Source organism: Micromonospora sp. CCTCC AA 2012012, assembly GCF_040499845.1.
Lineage (GTDB): Bacteria > Actinomycetota > Actinomycetes > Mycobacteriales > Micromonosporaceae > Micromonospora > Micromonospora mangrovi.
Genome location: NZ_CP159342.1, coordinates 1,133,259 through 1,159,704, shown reverse-complemented (window position 1 = coordinate 1,159,704; position 26,446 = coordinate 1,133,259). Strand labels below are relative to the sequence as shown.

Genomic DNA, 26,446 nt, shown 5'->3' with positions numbered 1-26,446 from the left:
GGAACACCCGATCCGGCGCTGAGTACCCGGGCCCAGCCCGGTGAGCCCCGGTAGCCTCCCCGCCGCCTACCGGGGTACGGCCCGGAACCACCCCTCCCGGTCGGCCGGATCGGGTCCGCGCCGCCGCACCGTCGGCGGGTCCTCCCCGGTGACCGGCGCGTAGTGGTCGAAGGTGGTGGTCAGCACGGCCTCGCCACCGGTGAGGTCCGGCAGCGCGGCGACGACCTGCGGCACCCGGGACGACGGCAGGTTCCCGCTCACCTCGAGGTATCCGCCGGCGACGGCGGTGTCGTGGACGACCGCCCCCGAGCGGCCCAGCAGCGCCAACACCGGCTCCACCGCGTGCTGCGGAAGGTTGACGTCGAAGCGCTCGATCGGGTGGCACACCCGGGTGCCGGCCCGGCGCAGCGCGGCGGCGACCACCACCGGGGCGAGGTTGCGGAAGTCCGCCGCCACCGTCGACACGGACTTGTCGAACTTCTGGTGCGGCCTGCTCTGCCGGGGGAAGTACCGGGACGCCGTCATGGTGACCGTGCAGTCGGTGACCGGCCAGCCGTGCCGGCCCTGCCGCAGGGCGGCCCGTACGCCCTCCTCGGTGGCGGCGACGAACGCCGGCGGCAACCGACCGGGCTCGACCCCGGGGCGGAACTCGATGCCGTGCCCGACCGGGGCGGCCTCGATGCGCAACCCCAGCCCGGCCAGGTACGGGTTGCCGCGCTCGTGCGGCTGCTCCTCGGCGGTCCCGGTGCCGACGACCCGTTCGATGCAGGCCGTCAACGTGCCGGAGAAGCGCACCCGGACGCCGTACCGGTCGTGCAGGAGCGCGGCCAGCACCTCCTTCTGGACCTCGCCGTGCAGGCGGATCACCGCCTCCGCCTGCTGCTCGTCGAGGCGCAGGTCCACCAGCGGGTCCTCGTCGGCCAGCTCGGCCAGGCCGGCGAACATCGCCAGCCGCTGCTCCGGTTCGACGGGCTCGACGACCGCCTGCCGGGTCGGCGGCGGGAACCGGTAGCCGTGCCGCCGGGGCGGGTCCCCGAGGTGCTGGCCGATCCGGGCCGACACGCCGCGCACCGCGGCGATCTGACCGGCGGAGACGCAGGGGCGGACCAGCACACCCTCGGGCTCGGTGACGGCGATCTGGGTCACCGTCTGGGGGCGGGCCCCGGCGAGCTGCACCCGGTCCCGGACGCGGAGCTGCCCGGACCACAACCGCAGCCAGACCCGCCGGCCGTGCCCGTCCCGGTCGACGGCGAAGACCGTACCCGCCAGCGGACCGTTCCCCTGCTCGCCACGGGGCAGCAGGTCGGCGAGGAGGTGGCAGAGCTGACGTACGCCGGCCCCGGTGATCGCCGAGCCGCAGGCGACCGGGGTGAGGTCGGCGCGGCGCACCGCGCGCCGGATCGCCCGCCGGACGTCGCGCACGCGCACCGGCTGGTCGGTCAGCCAGCGGGCCGCCACCGCGTCGTCGACCTCCGCCACCGCCTCCACCACCGCGTCGGCGTCGAGGCCCACGCCCCGCACCCGGGCGTCGCGCCCGCCCTGGCCGACGACCCGGGTGAGCAGGACCGGACGCGCCCCGAGTCGGCGGCGCAGCTGGTCGACGACCCGCTCGACGTCGGCGCCGCGGCGGTCCACCTTGTTCAGGAAACACACCGTCGGTACGCCGATGCGGCGCAGCGCCCGCCAGATGGCGACGGTCTGCGGCTGGACGCCCTCCACGCTCGACACCACCAGCACGGCGGCGTCCAGCACGGCCAGCGACCGCTCGACCTCCGCGATGAAGTCGGGGTGGCCGGGGGTGTCCAGCAGGTTGATGCTCAGCCCACCGATGGTGACGGACGTGACGGCCGCCCGGATGGTGATGCCGCGGCGGCGTTCCAACTCCATCGAGTCGGTCCGCGTCGTGCCCGCGTCGACGCTGCCGAGCTGGGCGACGGCGCCGGCCTCGTAGAGGAGGCGTTCGGTCAGGCTGGTCTTTCCGGCGTCAACATGGGCGACGATCCCGAGGTTCAACAAGGTCAAGGCAGCACTCCACGGTGGGACGGGCAAGGGTCCGGAGCGTGGAAGCTGCTCGCATTGTCACTCCTCGTGGTCGTGATGCCCTCGGTCCGTCCGCCGGTGCGGCGGCCGGTCTCCACGTTCGCACGGCCGCCGCGACCGGCACCACCGAATTCGGTCGACCGGTCGCCGCCCGGAGCCTCAGGGCCGTACGCGGTCGTCCGGCAGGATCCCGATCGCCCGCATGGCGGAGGCGTAGCGCCGCTCGGCGGCGTCGTCCGCCAGCGCCCGCGTCACCCGCAGGTAGCTGGCGCGCGCCAGCTCCCGGGTGGGCAGCGCCCAGTCCTCGTACGGGTCGCCCTCCAGGAAGTCACCGACGTAGAGGCTCTCCGCCGACGTGAGCAGGGCCCGCCCCTCGGCCGTCCGGCCGCCGCGCAACCACCGCAGCCCCTGCTCGGACTGCCGCAGGAAGGTCTCCAGGTCGATCCACACCCGTCCGGTGTCCAGCGCCACGCTGGCGCCGTCGGTCACCACCACGCTGGGTGCCGGGAGTTCGACGAGGCGTACGCGGAGCTGGCCACGAAGCAGGCCATCGGTTCCTGACCGCCGGTGGACGCCCGGCCGGCGCGGCTCATCGCGCCGGCCGGACCTTCCCGGGGCACCCTTGCGGGTCGGTCGAGCACGTGCGATGACCGGGGCGTCCGCTCCGGTCGATCGTGACGATGCCGCCGCGGCGGTCTGATCGGGAGGCGACGATGGTGGTACGCGCGACGCAGGGGCGACCGGCCGTCTTCCTCACCCCGCTCAGCGGCTGAGCCGGTGTCGGCGGTCGCGGCGCACTATCCCGCCGGGTTCCTCGTGACGTCGGTGAGCAGTACGCGGATCGTGTCCTCCTCCGGCATGCCCAGCTCGTCCCCCGGGCTCCGCTGCCCACCCGTCACGGTGACTCAGGCCAGCAGGACCTCCCGCATGCGCGCGCCGAGGTTGATCGTGCCGACCACCCGGGGACGACTCGGGTCGTGCACGTCGAGGGCGTTGTTGCGGCGCATCAGCTCGCGGACCGGCGGGGGCAGCCGAGGCGGGTCGTCCATCGCCGCGAGGACCCGCCCGGCGGTCGTGTTCAGCCGCTCGACCAGGGCGGCAGCGTCGGTGTCGACCCGCACCCGGCCGTACTCCCAGCCGGCGGTGGTCAGGTCGAGCAGCTCGAACAGACGGGTCACCAGCGGCTTCGGATCGGTCACCTTGTCGAGCCGCGAGGCACCGCCGCCGATCACCACGACCGCGGCGGCGACCTGCACGTACGGGTGGAAGCCGCCCGGCAGCGTGAACAGCGGCCACCGCAGGGCCGGGCCGGCCTCCTTCCACAGCGGCCGGTAGTTGCGCCGGTGCACCACCAGTCGCCGACCGGTCCGCAGCTGCACGTCGTGGGCCTGTGCCCGCAGATCCGCGTACGCCTCGTCGGCGGCCTCGCTCACGATCCGGACGGCCACCACCAGGCCGTCGTCCCCGTCGAGCAGGCGGGCCGCCGCGTCGACCTGGTCGGAGAAGCGGACCTGCGCGTGGGCGCCGTAGCGCTGTCGGAGCTCCCGCAGCAGCGCCTGCTGCCGCGCCGGATCGAGCTGGACCGGGTTGCCACCCAGCAACCGCCGCAGCCAACGCATCTCGCCTCGTTTCAGCAGCCGCTCGGACGGCGGCAATCCTAGTGCCCTGAACGCCCCCCACGCACCGTACGGGGGTGCACCGGCGCACGTGGCGTCCGGTGCACCACGCGCGCCAGCGCGACGTTGCGGTCATGCGCGGCGGCCTGGTCGTCGAGCAGGGCCGGCGGCGCAGGCGCCCGGGGCACCGCTCACGGCACGACCACAGCGAAGGACGCCTCCACCGCGTCCCTGGGCTTCTCCAGGACGTAGGGCGGACGCTGGTCGAGCGTGAGGTAGTGGTCGTGGTTGTCCGGGCCGACCGCCCCGTCGGGGCGGCCCTGGATCGCCGACGCGACGAACCCGAGGTGGAGCTGCCGGGTCTCCCCCGCCCCGAGGTCCCCCACCGTGCATCGCAGCACGACCGCCTCGGCGTCGGCGGCCTCCGTGCAACCGGTCCACCCATCGCCGGCCGGCCGCACCTGAGCCGGCACGAACACCGCCAATTCGGCGCGGGGCACGGCGAGGGTGCCGCCGTTGAGGACGGTGACGGTCAGCTCGCCCGCGTACCCGCCGCTCGCGCGGTGGAAGGTCAAGGCACTCGACCGTACGGACAACGCGGCTGCCGGCGGATCGGCGGGGAACGAGGTGGGGCCGGCCACCTGCCGGAACCGGGCCCCCCGCCAGCCGTACACCCGCCACTGGTGGGGTACGAACTGGGCGCTGCCGTCGGTCACCTCGGCGAGGACCTGCACCGCGATCCGCCCGCCGTCGCGGGCCTCGAGCGCGGTCAGCATGGCCGGCCCGTCCTGCGTCCCGACCACCCGGCCCAGCGGCAGCAACTGCCCACCCGACCGCCGGAAGGCGACCACCTGCTCGGCCGGCGACTCCGTGCCCTCACCGCACTTCAGGTGCGCCACGTAGTCGTCCCTGCCGTCGCCGTCCACGTCCGCCGTGACCCACGACAGCACGTTCACCGGCCGCGTCCCCGCCCCCCGGTAGTACTGCCCGTCGACGATCCGCACCCGGCCGGTGACGCAGGTGGTGTCGGCGGGGCCCCAGGTCGGCACGGTGACGGTGGCGTTCGCGAACGGACCGGAGCCCGGCGTCGGCGTCTCCACGTACGAGGGAAGGGTGGTGGGCTGCGGCGCGACCGACGTCGTGGGCGGACCCGGCGGTGACGGGGCGACCCGGTTCATGTCGATCACCACGGCCGAGGCGACAACCGCCGCGGCGCACGCGGTGGCCACGCCGGCGACGGCCCGCCGCCGGGCCACCCGGCGCGACGACGCCAGCACCCGAGCGTGCAGGTCAACCGGCGCGACCTCCTCGGCGATGTGTGCCAGACCAGTACGCAGCTCATCGAGGTCGTTCATCGGAGGCCTCCCGTCGCGGACGCGTCATTGAGCTCGGGTGCGACAGCGCGCAGTCGGGCCAGGGCCCGGGCGGTCTGGCTCTTGACCGTCCCGACGGTCACCCCCAACATCTCGGCCGCCTGCGCCTCGGAGAGGTCCTCGAAGAACCGCAGCACCACGACGGCACGCTGTTTGACCGGTAGCCGCGCCAGAGCCAGCCGCAGGGAGAGTCGCAGCGCGGTCAACTCGGCGTGGTCGGGCTCCGCCCGCTCGGACCGTTGCGGGGTGGCACCGGTGAACGACTCGGCCGGGCGGCGTCGCCGCCACCGGGAGATCTGCAGGTGGTACATCGCCTTACGGGTGTACGCCTCGGCGTTGCCGAGTTCGTGCACGCGCCGCCAGGCGCGATGCGTACGCACCAGCGCGCTCTGCACCAGGTCCTCCGCGAGGTGCTGGTCCCCGGTCAACAGATAGGCCGAACGCAGCAGTGCAGGCGTTCGCGCCCGCACGAACGACTCGAACTCGTCCGGTCCTGAATCCACGTGGCTGCCCCCGCTCGGCTGAAGGATCCCGTACCAGCAAATACGCCGTCGGGGACGGAATGGTTGTCAGACTCGCGCGATCGACCGGGCAGCGCCGAGAGGCGGATCAGGGCCGGATCGCGGCGGGGTTCCGCGCGCGACAGCGGCAGGAGGGACCACACCGGCTCTCCTGGTGCCGGCCCTCACCGGCCTCATCGACCTGGCGCCGCGCGCCCTGGTGCCCTGACGGCCGGCCCGGGTCCGGCCACGACAGTCCCACCAACTGAATTCCTATTTGACCAGTAGGGAATGCCTGGGGTTCGATAGAGACATGACGATGAACGCCCGCCGTGGACACCAGATCCACGCCACCGCGCGGCGGCACGTCGACCTGGCGCGGGTGAGCAGCGCTCTCTGTTGCTCGGCACGCACCCACTGACCCGCTCCCCCTGTCACCGGCCCGCGTTGTCCGCCGCCGTGCGGTCAGCGCGCGACCGGGATGACGTCCCCTCTCCTGCTGCGCGCGGCACACCGCCCCGCGCGGCGCGGTTCTGCCCGCCTGCCACCGACGAGGGAGGTGATGCGCCGGCAGGCGACCGCGAGGGGACGCAGCAACGGATCGGAAGACCCACACGGAGAGGCGCAGGTATGACACCGCACTCGGCACACCGCCGCCGACTGGCCCTGTCGTTGGCCCTGCTCGTCCTGACGACGAGCGCAGCCTACGTGGGACTGAGACTCGAGGGCAGCTCACCGGCCCTGGCGGCGACGACGCAACCCAACATCGTGCTCATCCTCACGGATGATCTCAACGAGGAGGTCTTCGCCAGGGACGCCGGGCTTCAGGCGCTCCTGACCAGCCAGGGGACCACATTCCACAAGCAGTTCGTCGAGCTCTCGCTGTGCTGCCCATCCCGGACGTCGACGCTACGCGGCCAGTTCGCGCACAACACCGGAATCTTCACCAACGATGCGGCAACCGGTGGCGGGTTCCAGAGCGTGTACCGGCGAGGGCTGGAGAACTCCACCATCGCGACGTGGCTCCAGGGTGCCGGCTACCGGACCGGCTTCTTCGGCAAATACCTGAACGGCTATCCCAACGGGGCGCCCAGCAGCACGTACATCCCACCGGGGTGGGACCGGTGGTTCAGCCCCAACGGCGGAAGCCCCTACTCCGAATACAACTACGACGTCAACGACGACGGCACGACCGTTCACTACGGCAGCGGCCCGTCGGACTACGGCGTCGACGTGGTCTCACGCAAGCTGACCACGTTCATCAGGAACACCACCACCACCTACCCGAACAAGCCCTTCTTCACCTACGTCACGCCCTACGTCCCCCACGGTCCGGCGACCCCGCCGCCCCGCTACGACGGCATCTACCCGGGCGCCAAGGCTCCGCGCACCCCGGCGTTCAACGAGGACGACGTGAGCGACAAGCCGGCCTGGATCCGTAACAAGGCCAAGCTCACCCAGGCCCAGATCGACAACATCGACGCCCTGTACGAGAAGCGCAGGGAATCACTGCGGTCAGTCACCGACCTCGTCCAGAGCACGATCGACACGCTGCGGGCGCAGGGCGTGCTGAACAACACCTACATCGTCTTCACCTCGGACAACGGATTCCACCAGGGGCAGCACCGGCTGAACTCCGGCAAGAACACGGCATACGAGGAAGACCTCAACGTCCCGCTCGTCATCCGCGGCCCGGGCGTGCCCGCCGGGGCGGTCGTCAACGCCTTCACGCTCAACGTCGACCTCGCGCCGACCTTCGCCGAGTTGGCCGGGCTGACGCCACCCGCCTTCGTCGACGGCCGGTCGCTCGTGCCCTTCCTCCGTGGGCTCACGCCGTCGCCATGGCGGCTGGCCTTCCTCAACGAGCACGCCGGACCGAGCACCCTGAACACGAACTCCACCAGCAACGTGTTGGAGCCTCAGGACCCCGGTGACACCCAGGCGCTGGCCGCCGGCGGCTCACCGGTCTACGTCGGACTCAGGGCCAAACCCAACACCCTCGGCACCACCGGCGCGTTGAACTACGTCGCCTACGACACCGGCGAGCACGAGCTGTACGACCTGTCCACGGACCCCGACCAGCTCGACAACGCCTACGGCAGTGCCAGCGCGACGCTCAGGCAACGGCTCGACGCCTGGGTCGCCGCCCTGAAGAACGCTTCCGGCCAGGCGCTGCGCGACGCGGAGCAGAGCCCTCCGCAGTAGCCAGCACTCCACGCTCTCACCATCCGGCCGGCGGAGGATGCCCCCGCGTTCCCGTCCGCGCAGCTCCGACCGCTCGCGGCAGCGGCGCCCCCGGTTCTCCGCGGGCGCCGCTGCCGCGAGCGTGCCAGGAGGTGACCGTTCCTGCCCGGGCTGCGCGGCCAGGGACCCGTACGCTCTCGCCCGTCAAGGTCCGCCGGGCTGCGGGGTCGTGCCGCTACGGAGATCACGGTCGGTAGCGGTAGCCCATGCCCGGTTCGGTGATGAGGTGCCGGGGGCGGGCGGGGTCGTCTTCGAGCTTGCGGCGCAGCTGCGCCATGTACTGGCGGAGGTAGTTGGTCTCCTGCTGGTATTCCGGGCCCCACACGTCGTGGAGCAACTGGCGCTGGCTGATCAGCTTGCCGGGGTGGCGGAGCAGCTTGTCGAGCATGGCCCACTGGGTGGGGGTGAGCCGCACCTCGGTGCCGTCGTCCCGGGTGACGGTGCGGTCGGCGAGGTTGACGGTGTGCCGGCCGACTCGGGCGGCGGCCGTCGTGGCGGGCCCCAGAGTGTCGCCCGGTGTCACGGTGAGGCGGCGGGTGACCGCGCGGATGCGGGCGAGGAGTTCGTCGACGCCGAAGGGTTTGGTGATGTAGTCGTCGGCGCCGGCGTCGAGGGCGGAGACCTTGTCCTCGCTGCCGGCCCGACCGGAGAGCACGATGATCGGCACGGCGGTCCACCCGCGCAGCCCTCGAATGACGTCGATGCCGTCGATGTCGGGTAGTCCCAGGTCGAGCACCACCAGGTCCGGGGGATGGCCGGCGGCGGCCTTGAGGGCGGTGGCGCCGGTGTCGGCGACCTCGACGTCGTAGCCGCGGGCGCGCAGGTTGATCCGCAGGGCACGCAGGATCTGCGGTTCGTCGTCGACGACGAGGATTCGGGTCATTCCGGCGGCCCTTCTGATGTCGTCTGCGCGGTGGCGGGCAGCCGCAGCACCATGGTCAGCCCGCCGCCCGGGGTGGTCTCGGGGGTGATGCTGCCACCCATGGCCTCGGCGAGGCCGCGGGACAGGGCGAGGCCGAGTCCGACGCCGGTCTGGTTGTCCCGGTCACCGAGGCGTTGGAACGGCAGGAAGACATGTTCCCACTGGTCCTCCGGGATGCCCGGCCCGGTGTCGATGATCCGCAGCTCGACCTGCCCGGCGTGGGCGCTCGCGGTGATGGTGGGCGGCTGGCCGGGCGGGCTGTGCCGCAGCGCGTTGGCCACGATGTTGACCAGCACCCGCTCCAGCAGCCCCGGGTCGGCGGCGGCGGCCGGCAGGTCGGCCGGGATGTCGGTGGTGACCTCGGCCGCCATCGGGCCCAGCTCGTCCAGCGCCCGTGGTACGGCGTCCTCCAGCCCGATCGCGGTGGCGGAGACCCCGAGCGCGCCGGCCTGCAGCCGGCTCATGTCGAGCAGGTTCGCCACCAGCCGGTGCAGCTGGTCCAGGGACTCGTCGGCGGTGGCGAGCAGCTCCTCCCGGTCGTCGGCGTCGAACTCGACGTCGTGGCTGCGCAGGCTGCTCACCGCCGCCTTCGCGGAGGCCAGCGGCGTACGCAGGTCGTGGCTGACCGCGGCGAGCAGTGCGGTGCGCATCCGGTCTGCGGCGGCCAGCGGACGGGCGGTGGCCGCTTCCTCGGCGAGGCGTTCCTGGCGCAGCGCGACGGCGGCCTGCGCGGCGAACGCCTCGACCACCCGCCGGTCGGCGGCTTCGAGCCGGCGGCCGGCGAGCACGACGGTGAGCCGGTCGTCGACCGGTACCGCCGTCTCTCCCGCGCTGGGGCTGCACGCCGGCGCCTCTCCCACACTGGCCACGACCCGCCAGGCGCCCTCCTCGCGAGCCCGGCCGGGTCGCCCCTCGGCGTCCGCGGCCAGTTCCAGGACGCTGACCGCGCGCAGCGCGAAGGTCTCCCGCAGCCGGTCCAGCAGCGCGGGCAGCGGACGTTGCCCGCGCAGCACGCCGCCGGCGACGGTGGCCAGCGTCTGCGCGTCGGCGGACGCGCGCGCCGCCTCTCTGGTCCGTCTCGCCGCCACGTCGACCACCCAGCTCACCGCGACCGCGACGCCGACGAAGACGCCCAGGGCGAGCAGGTTGTCCGCCTCGGCGATGGTCAGCGTGTAGTAGGGCGGGGTGAAGAACCAGTTCAGCAGCAGGGAGGCGCCGAGCGCGGCGACCAGCGCCGGCCACAGCCCGCCGACCAGCGCCACCCCGACGACTCCCGCGAGGAACAGCAGGATGTCGTTGGTCAGGGTGAGATCCGGCAGTGCCCACAACAGCAGCGTGAGCAGCGGCATCCCCAGCCCGGCCAGCGCGAAGCCGAGCAGCCGGCGGCGGCGCGACAGTGCCGCCGGGACCCCGCTCGCGCGCCGGCCCCGACCCGCCTGCGGATGGGTCACCAGGTGCACGTCGATCGTGCCGGAGCGGGCGGTGGTGGTCACCCCGACCCCGCGGGAGAACACCTGGGCGAGGCGTCCCCGCCGGCTCGCGCCGAGCACGAGCTGGGTGGCGTTGACCCCCTTGGCGAAGTCCAACAGTGCTCGCGGCACGTCGGTGCCCAGCACCTGGTGGTACGTCCCGCCGAGGCTCTCCACCAGCACCCGCTGCCGGGCGAGCTGGGCCGGGTCGGCGCCGGCCAGCCCGTCGCTGCGGGCCACGTGTACGGCGAGCAGGTCGGCGCCCTTGCCGCGGGCGGCGATCCGGGCCGCCCGGCGGATCAGGGTGTCACCCTCGGGACCGCCGGTGAGCGCGACGACCACCCGTTCCCGGGCCTCCCAGGTGGCGGAGATGCCCTGCTGGGCCCGGTAGCGGTCGAGCTGCTCGTCGACCTTGTCGGCCAGCCAGAGCAGGGCCAGCTCACGCAGGGCGGTGAGGTTGCCGACCCGGAAGTAGTTGCCCAGCGCGGCGTCGATCTTGTCGGGCCGGTAGATGTTGCCGTGCGCCATCCGGCGGCGCAGCGCCTCCGGGGTCATGTCGACCAGCTCGACCTGCCCGGCGGCGCGGACCACCTGGTCCGGCAGGGTCTCCCGCTGGGTGGTGCCGGTGATCTGGGTGACCACGTCGTTGAGCGACTCCAGGTGCTGGACGTTGACCGTGGTCAGCACGCTGATCCCGGCGTCCAGCAGGTCCTGGACGTCCTGCCAGCGCTTCTCGTGCCGGGAGCCGGGGACGTTGGTGTGCGCCAGCTCGTCGACCACGGCGACGTCGGGTCGGCGCGCGAGGACGGCGTCGAGGTCCATCTCGGTGAATTCGACGCCCCGGTAGGTCAGCGCGCGGCGCGGCACCTGCTCCAGGTCACCGATCATGGCGGCGGTGTGCTTGCGGCCGTGGGTCTCGACGAAGCCGATCACCACGTCGGTGCCGCGTTCCGCACGGCGTTGGGCCTCCTCCAGCATGGCGTAGGTCTTGCCGACGCCGGGGGCGGCCCCCAGGTAGATCCGAAGCTCTCCTCGTGACACGCAGACGATCCTCTCTGGTGAGGGCGCTGGGGAAGTCGGCTTCTTCGGCGCCCGCTCGGTGGCGGACCGACGGGACGGTGTCGGGCAGGGCCGGCACCGCAGCTCGGCCCTGCCCGTGGACCGAGCGTCAGCGGGCGGGGAACCTCTCGTCGAGGGCGAGGTTGAGTTCGAGGACGTTGACGCCGGGTTCGCCCATGAAACCCAGCGAACGGCCGATGGTGTGCTCCTTGATCAGCTTACGGACCGTGGCCGGGTCCGCGCCGCGCTCGCGCGCCACGCGGGCGACCTGGATCTCCGCGTACGCGGGGCTGATGTGCGGGTCGAGGCCGCTGCCGCTGGCGGTGACCGCGTCGGCGGGTACCGCCGGCTCGGCGGGTGCGTCACCCCGGATGGGGGTGATCAGGCCGCCCTCGGCGACGTAGTCGTGGCCCGACTGGGCCGGCTCCACCGGCACCCCCTGATAGCTGCTCATGAAGGGAGTGGCCGGCGCGACCTGGTTGACGCTGACCACCCGGGTGATCCGGCCGGTCAGTCCGTCGGCCCGGAACAGGGCCAGCACCGCGCCGACGCCGTCCGGGGTGCAGTACGGGCGCCGCCCGTCGACGCCGTCGAGTGCGCCGATCGCCTTGCTGCGGGAGCAGACCTGGGTGAGCAGGCTCCGCGTCGAGTCGTCGGGGTTGGGGGCGATGGTGTCGACCACGCTCTCCGGGCCGAGGTTGCTGGCCGCGGTGGCGGTGGGGTCGTAGCCGTCGCCGGCCGCGGACGGCCGGGACTGGAAGTAGCGGCGGACGGGGTTGCCGTCGGCGTCGGTGAAGGACTGGCCGATGAGCGAGCTGCCGACCGTCCGGCCACCGACGGTCACCAGCGAGCCGTCGGCCTTGCCGTCCAGGCCGGGGAGCCGGCCGACGGCGACGAGGGCGAGCGGGTACGCCAGCCCGAGCAGCACCGTGAAGACGAGCACCGCGCGCAGGGCGGCGAGGTGTTGGGCGAGCCAACTGGGAAGGCGCATGTCAGATCCCCGGGATGAACTGGATGAGCAGGTCGATGAGCTTGATGCCGACGAACGGCACGATGATCCCGCCGAGGCCGTAGATCAGCAGGTTGCGGCTGAGCAGCTGTGACGCCGACGCCGGCCGGTACCGCACACCGTGCAGAGCCAACGGGATCAGCGCGATGATCACGAGGGCGTTGAAGACGACCGCGGACAGGATCGCCGACTCGGGGCTGGCCAGCCGCATCACGTTCAGCGTGTCCAGGCTCGGGTAAATGCCGGCGAACATGGCCGGGATGATCGCGAAGTACTTCGCGATGTCGTTGGCGATGCTGAAGGTGGTCAACGCGCCCCGGGTGATCAGCAACTGCTTGCCGATCTCCACGATCTCGATCAGCTTGGTCGGGTCGCTGTCGAGGTCGACCATGTTGCCGGCCTCTTTCGCGGCCGACGTGCCGGTGTTCATGGCGACGCCGACGTCCGCCTGGGCCAGCGCGGGCGCGTCGTTGGTGCCGTCGCCGGTCATCGCGACCAGCCGGCCGCCCTCCTGCTCCTTCTTGATCAGGGCGAGCTTGTCCTCCGGGGTGGCCTCGGCGAGGAAGTCGTCCACCCCGGCCTCGTCCGCGATCGCCTTCGCCGTCCGCGGGTTGTCGCCGGTGATCATCACGGTGCGGATGCCCATCCGGCGCATCTCGTCGAACCGCTCACGCATGCCGGCCTTGACGACGTCCTTGAGGTGGATGACGCCCAGCGCCCGGGCCGGCCCACCGTCGATGTGCTCGGCGACGACCAGCGGGGTGCCGCCGGTGCCGCTGATCGCGTCGACCAGTTCGCCGACCTGCTCGGTCGGGTGGCCGCCGAGCTCGCGTACCCACTTCACCACCGCAGCGGCGGCGCCCTTGCGGATCCGTCGGACGCCGTCCTGACCGCTCAGGTCGACGCCGCTCATCCGGGTCTGCGCGGTGAACGGCACGAAGGTGGCGTGCGGGATGAGGCCCGGCTCACGCTCACGCAGCCCGAATTCGTTCTTCGCGAGGACCACCACCGAGCGGCCCTCGGGCGTCTCGTCGGCCAGGCTGGAGAGCTGCGCGGCGTCGGCGACCGCTACCGCGTCGACGCCCTCGACCGGCAGGAACTCGGCGGCCTGCCGGTTGCCCAGGGTGATCGTGCCGGTCTTGTCCAGCAGCAGGGTGTTGACGTCACCGGCCGCCTCGACGGCCCGGCCGCTCATGGCGAGGACGTTGCGTTGGACGAGACGGTCCATGCCGGCGATGCCGATGGCGGACAGCAGAGCGCCGATGGTGGTCGGGATGAGGCAGACCAGCAGCGAGACCAGGACGATGCCGGTGACGCCGGCGTCGGTGACGGCACCGGAGTCCGGTGCGGCCGCCTGGTAGCCCTTGGAGAAGACGGCGAGGGGCTGGAGGGTGACGACGGCCAGCAGGAAGATGATCGTGAGCGCGGCGAGCAGGATGTTCAGCGCGATCTCGTTCGGGGTCTTCTGCCTGTCGGCGCCCTCCACCAGCGCGATCATCCGGTCGATGAAGCTCTCCCCCGGCTTCTGGGTGATCCGGACCACGATCCGGTCGGAGAGCACCCGGGTGCCACCGGTGACGGCGCTGCGGTCACCGCCGGACTCCCGGATCACCGGGGCGGACTCGCCGGTGATCGCCGACTCGTCGACGCTGGCGATGCCCTCGACCACGTCCCCGTCGCCCGGGATGATCTGGCCGGCCTCGACCAGGACGATGTCGCCCTGCTTCAGGTGCGGCGCGGGGACGGCCTCGTCGCGGTAGGCGTTCGCCGCCGCGCCGGGCGTCCAGCCGACGAGCCGGGTGGCGACGGTGTCCTGCTTCGCCCGCCGCAGGGTGTCGGCCTGGGCCTTGCCGCGTCCCTCGGCGACCGCCTCGGCGAGGTTGGCGAAGAGCACGGTCAGCCACAGCCAGACCGCGATCGCGATCGCGAACACCGACGGGTCGGCGACGGCGAGCACGGTGGTGAAGAGCGCGCCGATCTCGACGATCAGCATGACCGGGTTGCGCCAGAGCGTACGGGGGTCGAGCTTGCGCAGCGCGTCCGGCAGCGAGCGGATCAGTTGTTTCGGGTCGAGCAGACCGCCGCCGACCCGGTCGCCCTGGGTGGCCGGTGTGCCGGCGGTGCCCGCGTCGGCGGTGCCGTGCGGTGCCGGCGTGGACATGGTCATGTCCTTCTCTCTCATGGTGGTCACAGCCCTTCGGCCAGCGGGCCGAGCGCGAGGGCGGGCAGGAAGGTGAGGGCGACGAGGATCACCGTGACGCCGACGACCATGCCGATGAAGAGCGGCTTGTGGGTCGGCAGGGTGCCCTCGGAGGCGGGGGTGGGTTGTTGGCGGGCCAGCGAGCCGGCCAGCGCGAGCACGAAGATGATCGGCAGGAACCGCCCGAGCAGCATGCACAGCCCCAGCGCGGTGTTCCACCAGGGCGTGTTCACGGTGATGCCGGCGAACGCCGAGCCGTTGTTGTTGCTCGCCGAGGTGAACGCGTAGAGCACCTCCGACAGGCCGTGCGGGCCGACGTTCAACGCGGTGGAGTTGTTGCCGGTGACGAACGCCGCAGCCGCGCCGATCAGCACCAGCGTCGGCGTGACCAGGAAGTACATCGAGGCGAACTTGATCTCGCGCGAGCCGATCTTCTTGCCCAGGTACTCCGGGGTCCGGCCGACCATCAGGCCGGCGACGAACACGGTGATCACCGCGAGGATCAGCAGGCCGTAGAGGCCGGAACCGGTACCGCCGGGCGCGACCTCGCCGAGCATCATGTTGACCATGGTCATCATCCCGCCGAGCGTCGTGAACGAGTCGTGGAACGAGTTGACCGCGCCGGTCGAGGTGAGCGTGGTGGCCGCGGCGAAGGTGGCGGAGTTCGACACGTCGAACCGCACCTCCTTGCCCTCCAAGGCCGCGCCGACCGCCTGCGGGACCGTGCCGTGGCCGGCCAACTCGAACACGTTGGTCAAGGAGATGCCGGCCAGCGCGAGGAGGGCCATCACCGCGGCGATCGCGTACCCCTGCCGGGTCTGCCCGACCATCCGGCCGAAGACCCGGGGCAGGCTGAACGGGATCACCAGGATCAGGAAGATCTCCAGCCAGTTCGTCCACGCGGTCGGGTTCTCGAACGGGTGGGCGCTGTTGGCGTTGTAGAAGCCGCCACCGTTGGTGCCCAGTTCCTTGATGACCTCCTGGCTGGCCGTCGGCCCGCCCGTGACGTGCTGCGTGCCGCCGGTCAGCGTGGTCACGTCGGTGCCACCGGACAGGTTCTGCACCACGCCGCCGATCATCAGCGCCAGCGCGCCGAGCACCGCGATCGGCAGCAGGACCCGGAGCACGATCCGGGTCAGGTCGACCCAGAAGTTGCCCAGGTCGCCGGTGCGGCTGCGGGCGAAGCCGCGCACCAGCGCCACCGCCACGGCGATGCCGACGGCGGCGGAGACGAAGTTCTGCACCGCCAGGCCGGCCATCTGCACCAGGTGACCCATGGTCGACTCACCCGAGTACCACTGCCAGTTCGTGTTCGTCACGAACGACACGGCCGTGTTCCACGCACCGTGCGGCACCACCGGATCGAAACCCAGCGAGAGCCAGAGGTGGTTCTGCAGGCGCTGGAACGCGTACAGGAACAGGATCGACACCGCGGAGAACGCCAGCACGCTACGGGCGTACACGCCCCAGGACTGCTCGGCCGCCGGGTTGACCCCGACCAGGCGGTAGATCCCCCGCTCGAACCGGGACTGCCGCTGCCCGGAAATCGCCCGGAGCAGGTAGTCACCGAACGGCTTGTGGACCGCGACCAGGGCGGCCACCAAGGACAGGAGGAAGACGACGCCTGCTGTTGTCATGGTCATCAGAACCGCTCCGGGAACAGCAGGGCAACCACCAGGAACACGGCCAGGCCGATCGCCAGCACCAAGCCCACGGCATTGACAGCAGTCACAGCTTCTCCACCGCCCGCACCATCAGGGCGAGCGCTGCGAACAGCGCCACCGTCAACACCACGAACACCACGTCAGACACGGCTGACTCCCCTTACCGGCAAATGAGTTCGTCACGACCGCCGTGCGGTCGCGCCGGGCAATCGAAACGCCGCTGGCGCTCGCTGGACAGGGTCGTTAACGCAACCATGACGCCGGCCGGTGGTTTCTTGACGCCCTTTTGACACCCGGCTCTGATCAGGTGAAACGGGTCACTGCGTGGGTCGGCAGCCCCGGTGGCACCGGTTCGGGCTTCTTCCCCAAGCCGACTCCGGCGGCGGCGGTCACCGCCGCGGTGCTCCCGGCCGGACCGGGTGCCGCCAGCCGGTCGGCGGCGCCCCGCCGTGGATCCCGCTCATCAGGGCGACCGCCACCAGCACGACCATCGCCACCGCCGCCGCGACGGCCGCGACCGTCCGCCGCCTCATCGCCAGACCCTGCACCCGGCGGAAACTTCCCCGCCGCCGTGTCCGGACAATGACCGGTCACCCCTGCAAGAAACGCACAGCACGGTCTTCCGCCTTGTCGAGGCCATGCGGGCCGGGCATACTCACATTGCCAGCAATCGATGCCTGTCGTGGTCTCGCAGGCCCTCGCCCTGGCCCAGGGAGCATGCGATGTCCGAATCCCACCGCGATCAGCGCCCATGGCGCCCCACCTCGGCGGCCCTGCTGGCACTCCTGCTGGTCGGCACGGCGGTCGCCGCCGTCCCGGCCGGACCCGCCTCGGCACTGGAGAACGGGCTCGAACGCACCCCGGTGATGGGGTGGAACAGCTGGAACCGGTACGCCTGCGGCATCGACGAGGATCTCATCCATCGGCAGGCCGACGCGATGGTCAGCACCGGCATGCGCGACGCCGGTTACCGGTACGTCAACCTGGACGACTGCTGGCAGACAAGCCGGGACGCCACCGGCACCATCGTCGCCGACCCGGTCCGCTTCCCGAGCGGCATGCGGGCACTCGGCGACTACCTGCATGCGCGGGGGCTGAAGTTCGGGATCTACTCCGACCGGGGCACGCAGACCTGCGCCGGACGGCCCGGTTCGCAGGGGCACGAGGCGCAGGACGCCCGGACGTACGCGTCGTGGGGCGTCGATCTGCTCAAGTACGACAACTGCAACGCGACCCTCGACCAGAAGAGCCAGTACGAGACGATGCGCGACGCGCTCGCCGCGTCCGGGCGGCAGATCGTCTTCTCCGTCTGCGCCTGGGCCTTCAAGCCCTGGGGACCCAGGACCGGTAACCAGGCGCGCAGCACCGGCGACATCGTCGACGACTACACCCGCAACGCCGCCACCGGTGGCATGCCGGTCGACGAGATCATCGACAGCAACAACGATCACGCCATGTACGCGCACCCCGGATTCTTCAACGACCCGGACATGCTGCAGGTCGGCAACTACGGCACCGGCAGCGTCGGCGGCCATGGCATGACCGACACGGAATACCAGACGCACTTCAGCATGTGGGCGCTGATGGCCGCGCCACTCATCGCGGGCAACGACCTGACCACCATGAGCGCCACGACGAGGGCCATCCTCACCAACCCTGAGGTCATCGCGGTCGACCAGGACCCGCTCGGTGTGCAGGGGCGGCGGATCCGCGACCTCGGCGAACAGGAGGTCTGGTCCAAGAAGGTCCAGGGCTCCGGCGTACGCGTGGTGGCCCTCTGGAACCGGGCCGGTGCCGCGGCGTCGATCCACGTGGACTGGCGTGACGTCGGGCTGGGCTCGGGCTCCGCGACCGTCCGTGACCTGGTCGCCAGGGCCGATCGGGGCTCCTTCAGCGATGGCTACACCACCACTGTCCCCGCCCACGGCGTCGCCCTGCTGCGGGTGGCGGGCAGCGAGACGCCGGACGTGATCCGCATCGTCAAGACCGATACCCGGACGGTCACCGACCTCCAGGTGCGGACGGAGTTCCTGATCAACGACGACTGGCACGACGACTACGAGAACATCGGCACCCTCGACCACGCGATCACGCTGAACCTCAACGGGAACGGCGCGACCTGGAACGGCACGGCCTGGGTCGGTGACCTGCTGACCACCGCCGGCAGCTCGGCCGGTCCAGCCGTGGTGACCATCAACAAGACCGACCCCCGGTTCATCTACGGCGTCCGGGTCCACGTCACCTTCAAGATCAACGGCCAACCGCACTACGACTTCGAGGACCTCAGCCCCCTCGCGGGTACCACGAACCTGCAACTCGACGCGGTCGGCGGCAACTGGGACGGCACCCGCTGGACGGGCAACTTCCTGCGCATCTCATGAGCCGGTCCGCGTCGCGCAGGCAGCGGTGACCCGCCCGCGGCCTGACCGGCACGAGAGCCCACACCTGCTTCGGTCGGGAGGATGGCTTCTCGACCATCGGTGGCGGGACCTCCGGACGGCCCGGCCACCCGCCGCCCGTCGCGGTCACCAGGACCGCGACACGGACGGCCGACAGAGGCGTGGGACATGGCGCAGATCGGCCGGGTGGCAGCCCAACCCGCGCGACGGCCGGCCCGACCGCCCAGCCGCAAGCATGCAACCAGCCAGACGGGGAAACGTCCCGGCATGGCGACCTACACCGACCCCGAACTGCGGGAGAAACTGAAGGCGCAGATCCGCGACTCCGACAAGGGTGGGCGGAAGGGGCAGTGGTCGGCCCGGAAGTCGCAGCTGCTCACCCAGGAGTACAAACGGCACGGCGGCGGATTCGAGGGTCCCAAGGACCAGCGGCAGCGCTCCCTGCAGCGATGGGGTGAGCAGGAGTGGCAGACCGAGGACGGTGCCACCAGGGCCCGGCAGAACGGTGAGACCCGCCGCTACCTGCCACGACGGGCGTGGCAGCAATTGTCCGAACCGGAGCGCCAGGCCACCGAGCGCAGGAAGCGAGGCGCATCGAGGACCGGACAGCAGTACGTCGCCAACACCGGTCCGGCGAAACGCGCTCGCAAGGACGTCACGTCCCGGCACCGACTGTCGGAGCTGACAGTCGCCGAGGCAGGCAAGCTCGTGCGCGGCCTCGAGACCCGGGACCTGCGCGCCGCACTACGCGACGAGCGGCGCGGCAAGGCCCGCAGCACCCTCATCCGACGCATGGAATCGGAACTGCGACAGCGCTGAGGTCGCGCAGAGCAGAAGACCAGCAGTTGCCGGGACTTCGTCTCGGCTGTCCGATCCGCCGTCACGGCGTCGCGAACGCGAGCGACGAGCAGGGCCGGTTCGCCACCCGGAGCGGTCCTGAGCAGGTCGACCAGTCGCTCCTCACCGAAGAGTCCCTGTTCACCGCGCGTTTCGGTGACACCGTCGGTGCAGAGAAAGAGGGCGTTGCCGGCGTGGAGTGCGATGCGGCGCTCCCCGACCCGGATGTCGGAGAAGGCACCGAGGAGAACGCCCGGCATGGCGAGCGTCTCGACGCTGCCGTCCGCGCGCAGCTCAGGGCCATTGATGTCGCCGTCACACGGGGCGTGAGCCGGCACTCCTGCGGGTACCATGGCGCCGATCTTTGCTCGCTGACGAGGAAGTGCGGTGAGGTGGCGTGGTGCCCGGCACCGACGACGTGGCGGACGAGCGGCCGGCCGAGGGCACCCTCGACCCCCTCAGCGAAGCTGCGCTGCGCACCCTGATATCCGCCGCGGCGGTCGGGTTCGCGGTCCTCGACCGCGACTTGCGGTACCTGGCGTGCAACGAACAGCTCGCCCGGGTGAACGGGCTCAGCGTGCAGGACCACCTGGGCCGGTCGCTCCACGAGGTGGTGCCGCACCTCGCTGAGGGCGCGGCCGCCATGCTGCGCCATGTGCTCACCACGGGCCTGCCCATCCGGGAGTTCGAACTGTCCGGAACCGTCGCGGACAGCGGCGACGTGGTACGGCACTGGTTGGAGAGCGCCTACCCGGTCTTCGGTGACGACGGCCGACCGGTGGCGGTCGCCGTCATGGTGTGGGAGGTCACCGCACGGGTCGAAGCCGAGCAGGCCCGCGGGCGGATGCTCGCCCTGCTCGAACTGTTGGTGCTGCGGGCGCCGATCGGCATCGCCTTCGTCGATCAGGATCTGCGCTTTCTGCGGATCAACCAGACCCTGGCCGAAGCGAACGGCCTGCCGATCGCCGATCACCTCGGCCGCACGGTCGCAGAGGTGCTGCCGGAGGTGGCGCCGGACGTGGTACCGCTGCTGCGCAAGGTCCTCACCACCGGGGCACCGCTGGTCGACCTGGACGTTGAGACCGGGCCGGTACCGGGACAGCCCGGCCGGCGGCGCCACTGGCGGGTCTCCTACTACCCGATACGTGACCTCGATGAGGGACCGGCACAGGGCGTCGGACTCATCGTGGTGGACCAGACGGACCGCCACGAGGGCCGCCTCGAACGCGAGCAGCTCCGCGCCGCAGAGCGCGCCGCGCGATTGCGCGCGGAGCAGGCGGCGAGCCGCCAGGCGCTACTCCAGCGCCTTACCGCCGCGTTGGCGCCGGCCGTCACGGCGACCGACGTGGCCCAGGTGACCATCTCCACGATCGGCCCTTCACTCAGCGCGGACGCGGTGACCCTGGTACGCCACGACGCCGAGGCCGGCATGATGCGGGTTCTCGCACAGCAGGGCCTGTCCCCGCAGACCGCTCAGCGCTTCGCGGCGTACCGCGTCGAGGACTCCCCCGTCATCGCGCTGGTGGCCGGCAGCGGCGAGCCGGTGGTGATCACCTCCCGAGCGGACCGCGATCAGCAGTTTCCGCACCTGGCCCACCTGCCGCTGGAGCACCAGGCGTGGGTGAACCTCCCACTGATCGCCGAGGGACGGCTGGTCGGCGTCGTCGCATTCGGCTGGCGCCAGCCGCGAGAATTCGACACCGATAAGCTGGAGCTGCTCAAGGCCCTCGCCGCGCAGTGCGCCGTCGCCCTCGACCGCGCTCGCCTCTACGCCGACCAACAGCGACTCTACGCCGAGCAGCGCCGCCTCTACGCCGAGCAGGCACACGTAGCGCGACGCCTTCAGGACAGCCTGCTACCAGACGCGCTACCAGAGGTCGCCCACCTCGAGTCCACCGCCCGCTACTTCAGCGCTGACGCCGGCATCGACGTGGGCGGCGACTTCTACGATCTCTTCGCGCTCGACGACCGACGATGGGCGGCGGTCATCGGCGACGTCGCCGGACGAGGCGTCGAGGCGGCCGGCACCACCGCCCTGGCTCGTCACACCCTGCGTGCCCTCGGCCCGTACGCCACTGCCGCCGCGTCGCTACAGCGGCTCAACACGCTGCTGTGCACCCCGACGCCGGCGGCCCGGCTGCTCACCGCCGCGTACGCCCACCTCACGCCCGACACCGCCGGCGGCTGGACGCTCACCCTCGCCCGGGCCGGCCACCCTGCGCCACTGCTCCTGCACCCCGACGGCCACCACGAGTTCCTGCAACCACGCGGCGTGCTGCTCGGCGCGACCGCCGATCCACCCCTGACCGAGGTGACGTACCCCTTACGCCCCGGGGACACCCTCGTGTTCTATACCGACGGCGTCACCGAGGCGCAGGGCGACGACGGGTTGTTCGGCGAGGAACGCCTGGCGGAGGCGGCGACGACGGCCGCCGGGCAACCCGCCGACGCCGTAGCCGAGGCGATCCTGGCCGCCGTATCGGCGTACAACATCTACAGCGTCAGCGACGACCGAGCGCTGCTCGTCCTTCATGTACCCGGCTCTTCCACCGGCACGTGAGCCGCTCCGCCTGTCGAGCCCTGGCCGGCACTGTTGGAGCGGCTCGGGGTCGCCGAGGTGCCGGTGTCACATGCCATCGACCGGGCTCGCTCTCGCGGCCTACCGCACTTCACCATCCGCGCCATCGCTGAGAAGCTTCCCCTTCCGCCCGTTCGGGCTGGTCGGCCCCGGTCGTCACGGGACCGGGGAGAGTGAAGCGGATCGCGCTCGACGGCGGCCACGGGTCGTCCCGCTCACTCAGGTAGACGATCTGACCCTCGCGCACGCTCTGCAGTAGTTCGGCCCAGCACCCGAGGGGCCGCTCAGGGCCGACCAAGTCTGCTCTGCCGTGACTGGGTCGACCGCCAAGCAGCTCAGCCCCCGCCGGGCTCCCCCCGGTGGTCGGCTCGCGACAGGTAATCACCCTGGAAGCTCAATTGTCAGTCAGGGCACAGTCATCTGGAATGACGGTTACCTCTCTCGGCTATCGACGGTGCGGAAAATCCGGACGGACCTGTGTGGAATTTCTGCGCCAGCGGCCCCAGCCGTGGGATTTCCGTCGCCCTGGCAGAACCCGATACTCGCTACGGAGACCGACCAGCGTCGATCTGTAGTCAGACGAGAGGAGTATGGGTGATGGTGCTAGTGCGGCTTGCGGGGCGAGCGGCCCGTCGGGGACCGCGCGGAGTTCTGGCGAGTCTGCTGATGGGTGCTCTGCTGGGTGGTTCGGCTGTTGTCGGGTCGGCTACCCCGGCAGCAGCCGAAACGACCCAGTGCGCGCCGGAGCAGAACGTCGGCGGCGTCGCCGACCCTGTCTACGGGTGGACGAGCTTCACCCTGGCGACGTGGTGTGACAACGTGCGGACGAACACGACCCTGAACACGCAGGCCTCCCGCGTGTACCGGAACACCAGCAGCGCCGAGGTGAAGTACACGGCGTCATTCGAGATGGAGCGCAAGGTCGAGGTCACGGGTGGCTTCGACGCCGGCATCATCTCGGCCAGTCTCGGCGGTGGACTTTCCGGTAAGGACACCCAGTCAACGGAGTTGACCCTCAAGCCGGGTGGTGAGGCGACCGTCAACGTGTTCGAGAAGGGCACCTACTACGACGGCCACCAGTACCGTTTTCCGACAGGCGACCGATACTGCTGGAACCACCCGCTGTCGTACTGCACTCGCAGCAACTTCACTGTCAAGCGGTTCGAGTTTCTTGAGATCAACGTGGCGAAGTTCGAACCGAAGCTGGCGATCCAGTTCGGGCTGGGGGGAGCCTGTGTGCAGGACTGCGAAGACCCCCACTACGCCGAACTGGTCCCCCTCACCATGAACGTCAACCTCGCCAGCGGCACCTACTTCACGGGGAATCCGTGGGGCCAGCGGGAGGACGGCAGTCTGCAAGTCGACTCCCCCAGCAAGCTGCAACGTCACGCCATCGTCACCACGGGGACGATCCGCGACACCGAGTTCACCGTCTCCTACAACGACGCCGGCACGCCGGTGCAGGTCCGGTACCGCTATGTCGTCCATGACGGCGTGCACGCCCGGAAGACGGACTGGATCACCACCTTGAGTGTTATCGGCTTCTGACCTGTCGAGGGCATGCTTCGCCGTTCACCTGATCGCCTCCGGCGCACGGTGGGCCTTCCACCCCGCAAGGTCCACCTGGCGCCGGCCGGCGCGGGTCAGCAGCGCCAGCAGAGCCCGCACCTGCGGATCATCCTGGCGACCGTCGGGACAGGCGGCGAAGTACCGGTACGAGGTCACGCCGGTCAGCGGGACCAGGACCGTACGGGGCCGCAGCAGACCGGTGAGGATCGGCTCCGCCAAACCGACGCCCACGCCGGCGTCGATCATGGTCATGTACTCCATGGAATCGCTGGTGACGATGCGCTTCGGTACCACCCTGGCCGATTCGAGCTGGACGTCCAGGAATCTCCGCGTGCCTGCGCTCGGACCCATGATCCACGCCTGACCCGCCGTCTGACGCACGTCAACCGAGCCACCACCGGCCAGGTCGCTGCCGGCACCGACCGCGAGCAGGTACGTGGCGGAGAACAACTCTCGGCAGACAAGCCCGCCGCTGTCGGCCCGGTCCCTGGCCCAGTCCGCCGCCACCGCCACGTCCGCCGCGCCGTCACGGACCGCCATCAGCGCATCGTCCCGACTGGCTGCCACGTCCACCTGCCAACCGGGACCACCAACCCGCAGATCACTGGCCACCGCGTCGAGGAGCAGACCGGCGACCACCGTCCACGGCGCGGCCACCCGGAGCGGACGCCGCTTGTCACCCTCGGCCCTGCGAGCCCGGTCCACCAGTTCGTCCAGCTCCGCTAGGACGGCGGACGAACCGTCCACCAGGACCACCCCCGCAGGAGTCAGCGTCGCCCCGGACTGCGGCGAGGTGCGCACCAGAGGCACACCCACCGAGCGCTCCAACTCATCGAGCTGATACCGCAGACCGGAAATCGACATCCGCATCCGTCGGGCCGCCGCAGCCAGCGATCCCGATTGGCCGACCGCCTGCAGGGCCCGCAGGCGCCTGCTGTCAATGCCGGAGCCACCGTTGATCGGCATCCTCTGCGCACCCGCCCCTCGAAAAGCAATACATATACGTCTATGCTGCCCGACCGAGCTGGCCAGCGCGAGAATCCGCGGGGAACGTTCGTCGGCCCTAGCCCCCGACCTGGTCGCACGGGCAGGGGTGGCAGCAGCACTGGTCAGCACGCTCAACGCCGGCACCGAAGCTGAAGGACTTCTCGTAACTCGGTGAAGTCGCTGCCCGGCACCGGCGCTGGTGTCACCCCGCGAGGATGATGTTGTGGAGGTGGGCGATGCCGGAAGCAGTGTCGGTCACTGTGTGCGCGGCGCGGCGGTAGTCGCACAGGATCTTGAAGCACTTTCATGCGGGCACGTACGTGGAGTTGCCCCGCGCCGACGTCGCGACGCGGATGCGCGTGGTCCTGGACCAGCTCGGGAACGGCGATGAGCATCGGGCCGGCGCTCCTGAGCGTGATGATGAGACGCGAGCATCACCGGCCCGGGCTCCTCGACAGGCTTTCAAGTCTCCGGAGGAATTTCCGTATTAGCCCCGACCGTTCACGGCTGGTGCCGAGTGTTCCGGTCCCTGGTGCACGACCGCCGATGTTCGATACGACTGATCGTGGGCATGGTGATGGCCATCCGTTAGCGGCGCATCGTTCGCTCGCGGTCGCCTGCCCGGCGCGGGCAAAGGTGATCAGGCCGACGTACGCCGCTCGAAGGCGGACCATGAGGCCCATCCCGCCCGGTGCCCAGCGCCTGCGTCGAGAAGCGCCTCAGAGGTGTGCTGGCTGTCGCAGCGGGTAACGAGGCAACCATCTGGTATCCCGGCTCCGGAAAGGTCAGGACATGACCCTCGCTGCCGACGCGATCGAACTGCCGTCCGGACAGACGATGCCCGCGCTCGGCCAGGGGACCTGGTACCTGGGCGAGCGCCCCGCGAGGCGGCGAGACGAGATAGCCGCCCTGCGCACCGGACTCGACCTGGGCATGACCCTGATCGACACGGCGGAGATGTATGGTGACGGCGCCTCCGAGGAACTCGTCGGGGAGGCGATCAGCGGACGCCGCGCCGACGTCTTTCTGGTCGACAAGGTGCTGCCGTCCAACGCCAGCCGTCAAGGAACCGTGCAGGCGTGCCGCCGCAGCCTGCAACGACTCGGCGTCGACCACATCGACCTCTACCTCTTGCACTGGCGCGGCGGGCATCCGCTCACGGAGACGATCGAGGCGTTCGCCGAACTCGTCGAGGCCGGTGACATCGGGCAGTGGGGCGTGAGCAACTTCGGTCCTTCTGACATGACGGACCTGATCGAGGCCGGCGGGAACTCCTGCGCGACCAATCAGATCCTGTACAACCTCACCCGCCGGGGTCCCGAGTTCGACCTGCTGCCGTGGCTACGCGAGCACCAGATCCCGGTGATGGCGTACTCCCCGATCGAGCAGGGCCGCCTGCTCGGCCATCCCCAGGTCGCGGAGATCGCCGCCCGGCACGACGCCACGCCCGCTCAGGTCGCACTCGGCTGGCTGCTACGACAGGAGGCGGTCGCAGCCATCCCTCGGTCATCCAACCCCGAGCACACGCGGGAGAACGCGGAAGCGCGCGAGCTGCAGCTGAGCGAGGAGGACATGGCGGCACTCGACACGGCGTTCCCGCCGCCGGCCGGCCCGCAGCCGCTGGAGATGTTGTAAACCCCTAGTCGGATCGCGGCGGAGCGCGGTGCCGGATCCGGCGGGTCAGCCGAAAGTGGTACAAGCCGGCGCTGGTGACGGCGTAGAAGACGGGCGGGCGGAGAAAGATGACGAGGCCGACCAGCGGCGTCACCAGGTAGCCGCCAGCCCCGCGAGGACGTACAGGACGACCCCGGCGACGGCCCGGATTCGCTCGACACGGAAGAACTCGTGCTTCGCCTGTCCCTTCAGCAGGTCGGGGCGCCGGGCCAGGTAGTGAGTCTCGGACCTCCAGCTTGCCGATCCGCACACCGAAGACCGTTCGCAGAATGCGACGCGAAAAATGGCATGACGCGTCGTGCTTTT

At 71.0% G+C, this 26,446-nt stretch carries 20 protein-coding genes and 1 pseudogene; 7 read left to right on the top strand and 14 right to left on the bottom strand.

Annotated features, from left to right (window positions below; genetic code table 11):
• Positions 1 to 66 precede the first annotated feature (66 nt).
• The 5 genes from ABUL08_RS05350 to ABUL08_RS05330 form a co-directional block, all read right to left on the bottom strand.
• Entirely contained in the window at positions 67 to 2,022 is a 1,956-nt protein-coding gene (locus tag ABUL08_RS05350) for a translation factor GTPase family protein (protein ID WP_350935067.1), read from the bottom strand.
• 177 nt (positions 2,023 to 2,199) lie between these two features.
• On the bottom strand, positions 2,200 to 2,529 hold the full coding sequence (locus ABUL08_RS05345) for a bacterial transcriptional activator domain-containing protein (RefSeq protein WP_350935065.1): 330 nt from the start codon (positions 2,527 to 2,529) through the stop codon (positions 2,200 to 2,202).
• A gap of 416 nt (positions 2,530 to 2,945) precedes the next feature.
• Complete coding sequence (locus ABUL08_RS05340) at positions 2,946 to 3,659, bottom strand: hypothetical protein (RefSeq protein ID WP_350935063.1); 714 nt, start codon at positions 3,657 to 3,659, stop codon at positions 2,946 to 2,948.
• 188 nt (positions 3,660 to 3,847) lie between these two features.
• Positions 3,848 to 5,011 carry a hypothetical protein gene (locus tag ABUL08_RS05335; RefSeq protein ID WP_350935061.1) on the bottom strand — a complete coding sequence of 388 codons (1,164 nt, stop codon included), beginning with the start codon at positions 5,009 to 5,011 and terminating at the stop codon, positions 3,848 to 3,850.
• Positions 5,008 to 5,532, bottom strand: a complete 525-nt coding sequence (locus ABUL08_RS05330; RefSeq protein WP_350935059.1) for a SigE family RNA polymerase sigma factor — start codon at positions 5,530 to 5,532, stop codon at positions 5,008 to 5,010. The genes ABUL08_RS05335 and ABUL08_RS05330 overlap by 4 nt, the downstream gene beginning before the upstream one ends.
• A 310-nt stretch (positions 5,533 to 5,842) precedes the next feature.
• Here ABUL08_RS05330 and ABUL08_RS05325 point away from each other — a divergent pair, with 310 nt between their 5' ends.
• Together ABUL08_RS05325 and ABUL08_RS05320 are read left to right on the top strand one after the other, a co-directional pair.
• Positions 5,843 to 5,950: a putative leader peptide gene (locus ABUL08_RS05325; protein ID WP_350935057.1), complete on the top strand. Its 108-nt coding sequence runs from the start codon at positions 5,843 to 5,845 to the stop codon at positions 5,948 to 5,950.
• Between the two features lie 251 nt (positions 5,951 to 6,201).
• Complete coding sequence (locus ABUL08_RS05320; protein ID WP_350935055.1) at positions 6,202 to 7,734, top strand: sulfatase family protein; 1,533 nt, start codon at positions 6,202 to 6,204, stop codon at positions 7,732 to 7,734.
• A gap of 223 nt (positions 7,735 to 7,957) precedes the next feature.
• Here ABUL08_RS05320 and ABUL08_RS05315 read toward each other — a convergent pair whose 3' ends face one another.
• From ABUL08_RS05315 to ABUL08_RS05285, 7 genes are all read right to left on the bottom strand, one after another.
• Positions 7,958 to 8,656 carry a response regulator gene (locus ABUL08_RS05315; protein WP_350935053.1) on the bottom strand — a complete coding sequence of 233 codons (699 nt, stop codon included), beginning with the start codon at positions 8,654 to 8,656 and terminating at the stop codon, positions 7,958 to 7,960.
• On the bottom strand, positions 8,653 to 11,205 hold the full coding sequence (locus tag ABUL08_RS05310; RefSeq protein ID WP_350935051.1) for a sensor histidine kinase: 2,553 nt from the start codon (positions 11,203 to 11,205) through the stop codon (positions 8,653 to 8,655). The genes ABUL08_RS05315 and ABUL08_RS05310 overlap by 4 nt, the downstream gene beginning before the upstream one ends.
• A gap of 127 nt (positions 11,206 to 11,332) precedes the next feature.
• Positions 11,333 to 12,214, bottom strand: a complete 882-nt coding sequence (locus tag ABUL08_RS05305) for a potassium-transporting ATPase subunit C (RefSeq protein ID WP_350935049.1) — start codon at positions 12,212 to 12,214, stop codon at positions 11,333 to 11,335.
• A gap of 1 nt (position 12,215) precedes the next feature.
• A complete protein-coding gene (kdpB, locus tag ABUL08_RS05300; protein ID WP_350935048.1) occupies positions 12,216 to 14,399 on the bottom strand; it encodes a potassium-transporting ATPase subunit KdpB in 2,184 nt (727 codons plus the stop codon).
• A 20-nt stretch (positions 14,400 to 14,419) separates the two neighbouring features.
• Positions 14,420 to 16,075, bottom strand: a complete 1,656-nt coding sequence (gene kdpA, locus ABUL08_RS05295) for a potassium-transporting ATPase subunit KdpA (protein WP_350935046.1) — start codon at positions 16,073 to 16,075, stop codon at positions 14,420 to 14,422.
• Positions 16,075 to 16,164 (bottom strand): K(+)-transporting ATPase subunit F, encoded by a 90-nt coding sequence (kdpF, locus tag ABUL08_RS05290; RefSeq protein ID WP_350935044.1) that lies wholly within the window; start codon positions 16,162 to 16,164, stop codon positions 16,075 to 16,077. Before kdpF ends, kdpA begins: the two co-directional genes overlap by 1 nt.
• A gap of 321 nt (positions 16,165 to 16,485) precedes the next feature.
• Positions 16,486 to 16,629, bottom strand: a complete 144-nt coding sequence (locus tag ABUL08_RS05285; protein WP_350935042.1) for a hypothetical protein — start codon at positions 16,627 to 16,629, stop codon at positions 16,486 to 16,488.
• Positions 16,630 to 16,818: 189 nt separating this feature from the next.
• Between ABUL08_RS05285 and ABUL08_RS05280 the strand changes: the two genes are divergently transcribed.
• Positions 16,819 to 18,477, top strand: coding sequence for a glycoside hydrolase family 27 protein (locus ABUL08_RS05280; RefSeq protein ID WP_350935040.1), 1,659 nt, complete (start codon positions 16,819 to 16,821; stop codon positions 18,475 to 18,477).
• 285 nt (positions 18,478 to 18,762) lie between these two features.
• The gene (locus ABUL08_RS05275) at positions 18,763 to 19,314 is read left to right on the top strand and encodes a DUF5872 domain-containing protein (RefSeq protein WP_350935038.1); all 552 of its coding nucleotides are present in this window, start codon (positions 18,763 to 18,765) and stop codon (positions 19,312 to 19,314) included.
• Positions 19,315 to 19,382: 68 nt separating this feature from the next.
• Here the strand turns inward: ABUL08_RS05275 and ABUL08_RS05270 are convergent.
• A pseudogene (locus ABUL08_RS05270) lies at positions 19,383 to 19,685 on the bottom strand (SpoIIE family protein phosphatase); the annotation flags it as partial.
• 47 nt (positions 19,686 to 19,732) lie between these two features.
• Between ABUL08_RS05270 and ABUL08_RS05265 the strand changes: the two are divergent.
• Entirely contained in the window at positions 19,733 to 21,892 is a 2,160-nt protein-coding gene (locus tag ABUL08_RS05265; RefSeq protein WP_350935036.1) for a SpoIIE family protein phosphatase, read from the top strand.
• A gap of 684 nt (positions 21,893 to 22,576) precedes the next feature.
• Complete coding sequence (locus ABUL08_RS05260) at positions 22,577 to 23,458, top strand: hypothetical protein (RefSeq protein WP_350935035.1); 882 nt, start codon at positions 22,577 to 22,579, stop codon at positions 23,456 to 23,458.
• A 24-nt stretch (positions 23,459 to 23,482) separates the two neighbouring features.
• Here the strand turns inward: ABUL08_RS05260 and ABUL08_RS05255 are convergent, their stop codons facing one another.
• Positions 23,483 to 24,445: a LysR family transcriptional regulator gene (locus ABUL08_RS05255; RefSeq protein ID WP_350935033.1), complete on the bottom strand. Its 963-nt coding sequence runs from the start codon at positions 24,443 to 24,445 to the stop codon at positions 23,483 to 23,485.
• Between the two features lie 813 nt (positions 24,446 to 25,258).
• Between ABUL08_RS05255 and ABUL08_RS05245 the strand changes: the two genes are divergently transcribed.
• The gene (locus ABUL08_RS05245; RefSeq protein ID WP_350935031.1) at positions 25,259 to 26,101 is read left to right on the top strand and encodes an aldo/keto reductase; all 843 of its coding nucleotides are present in this window, start codon (positions 25,259 to 25,261) and stop codon (positions 26,099 to 26,101) included.
• The last annotated feature ends 345 nt before the right edge of the window (positions 26,102 to 26,446 follow it).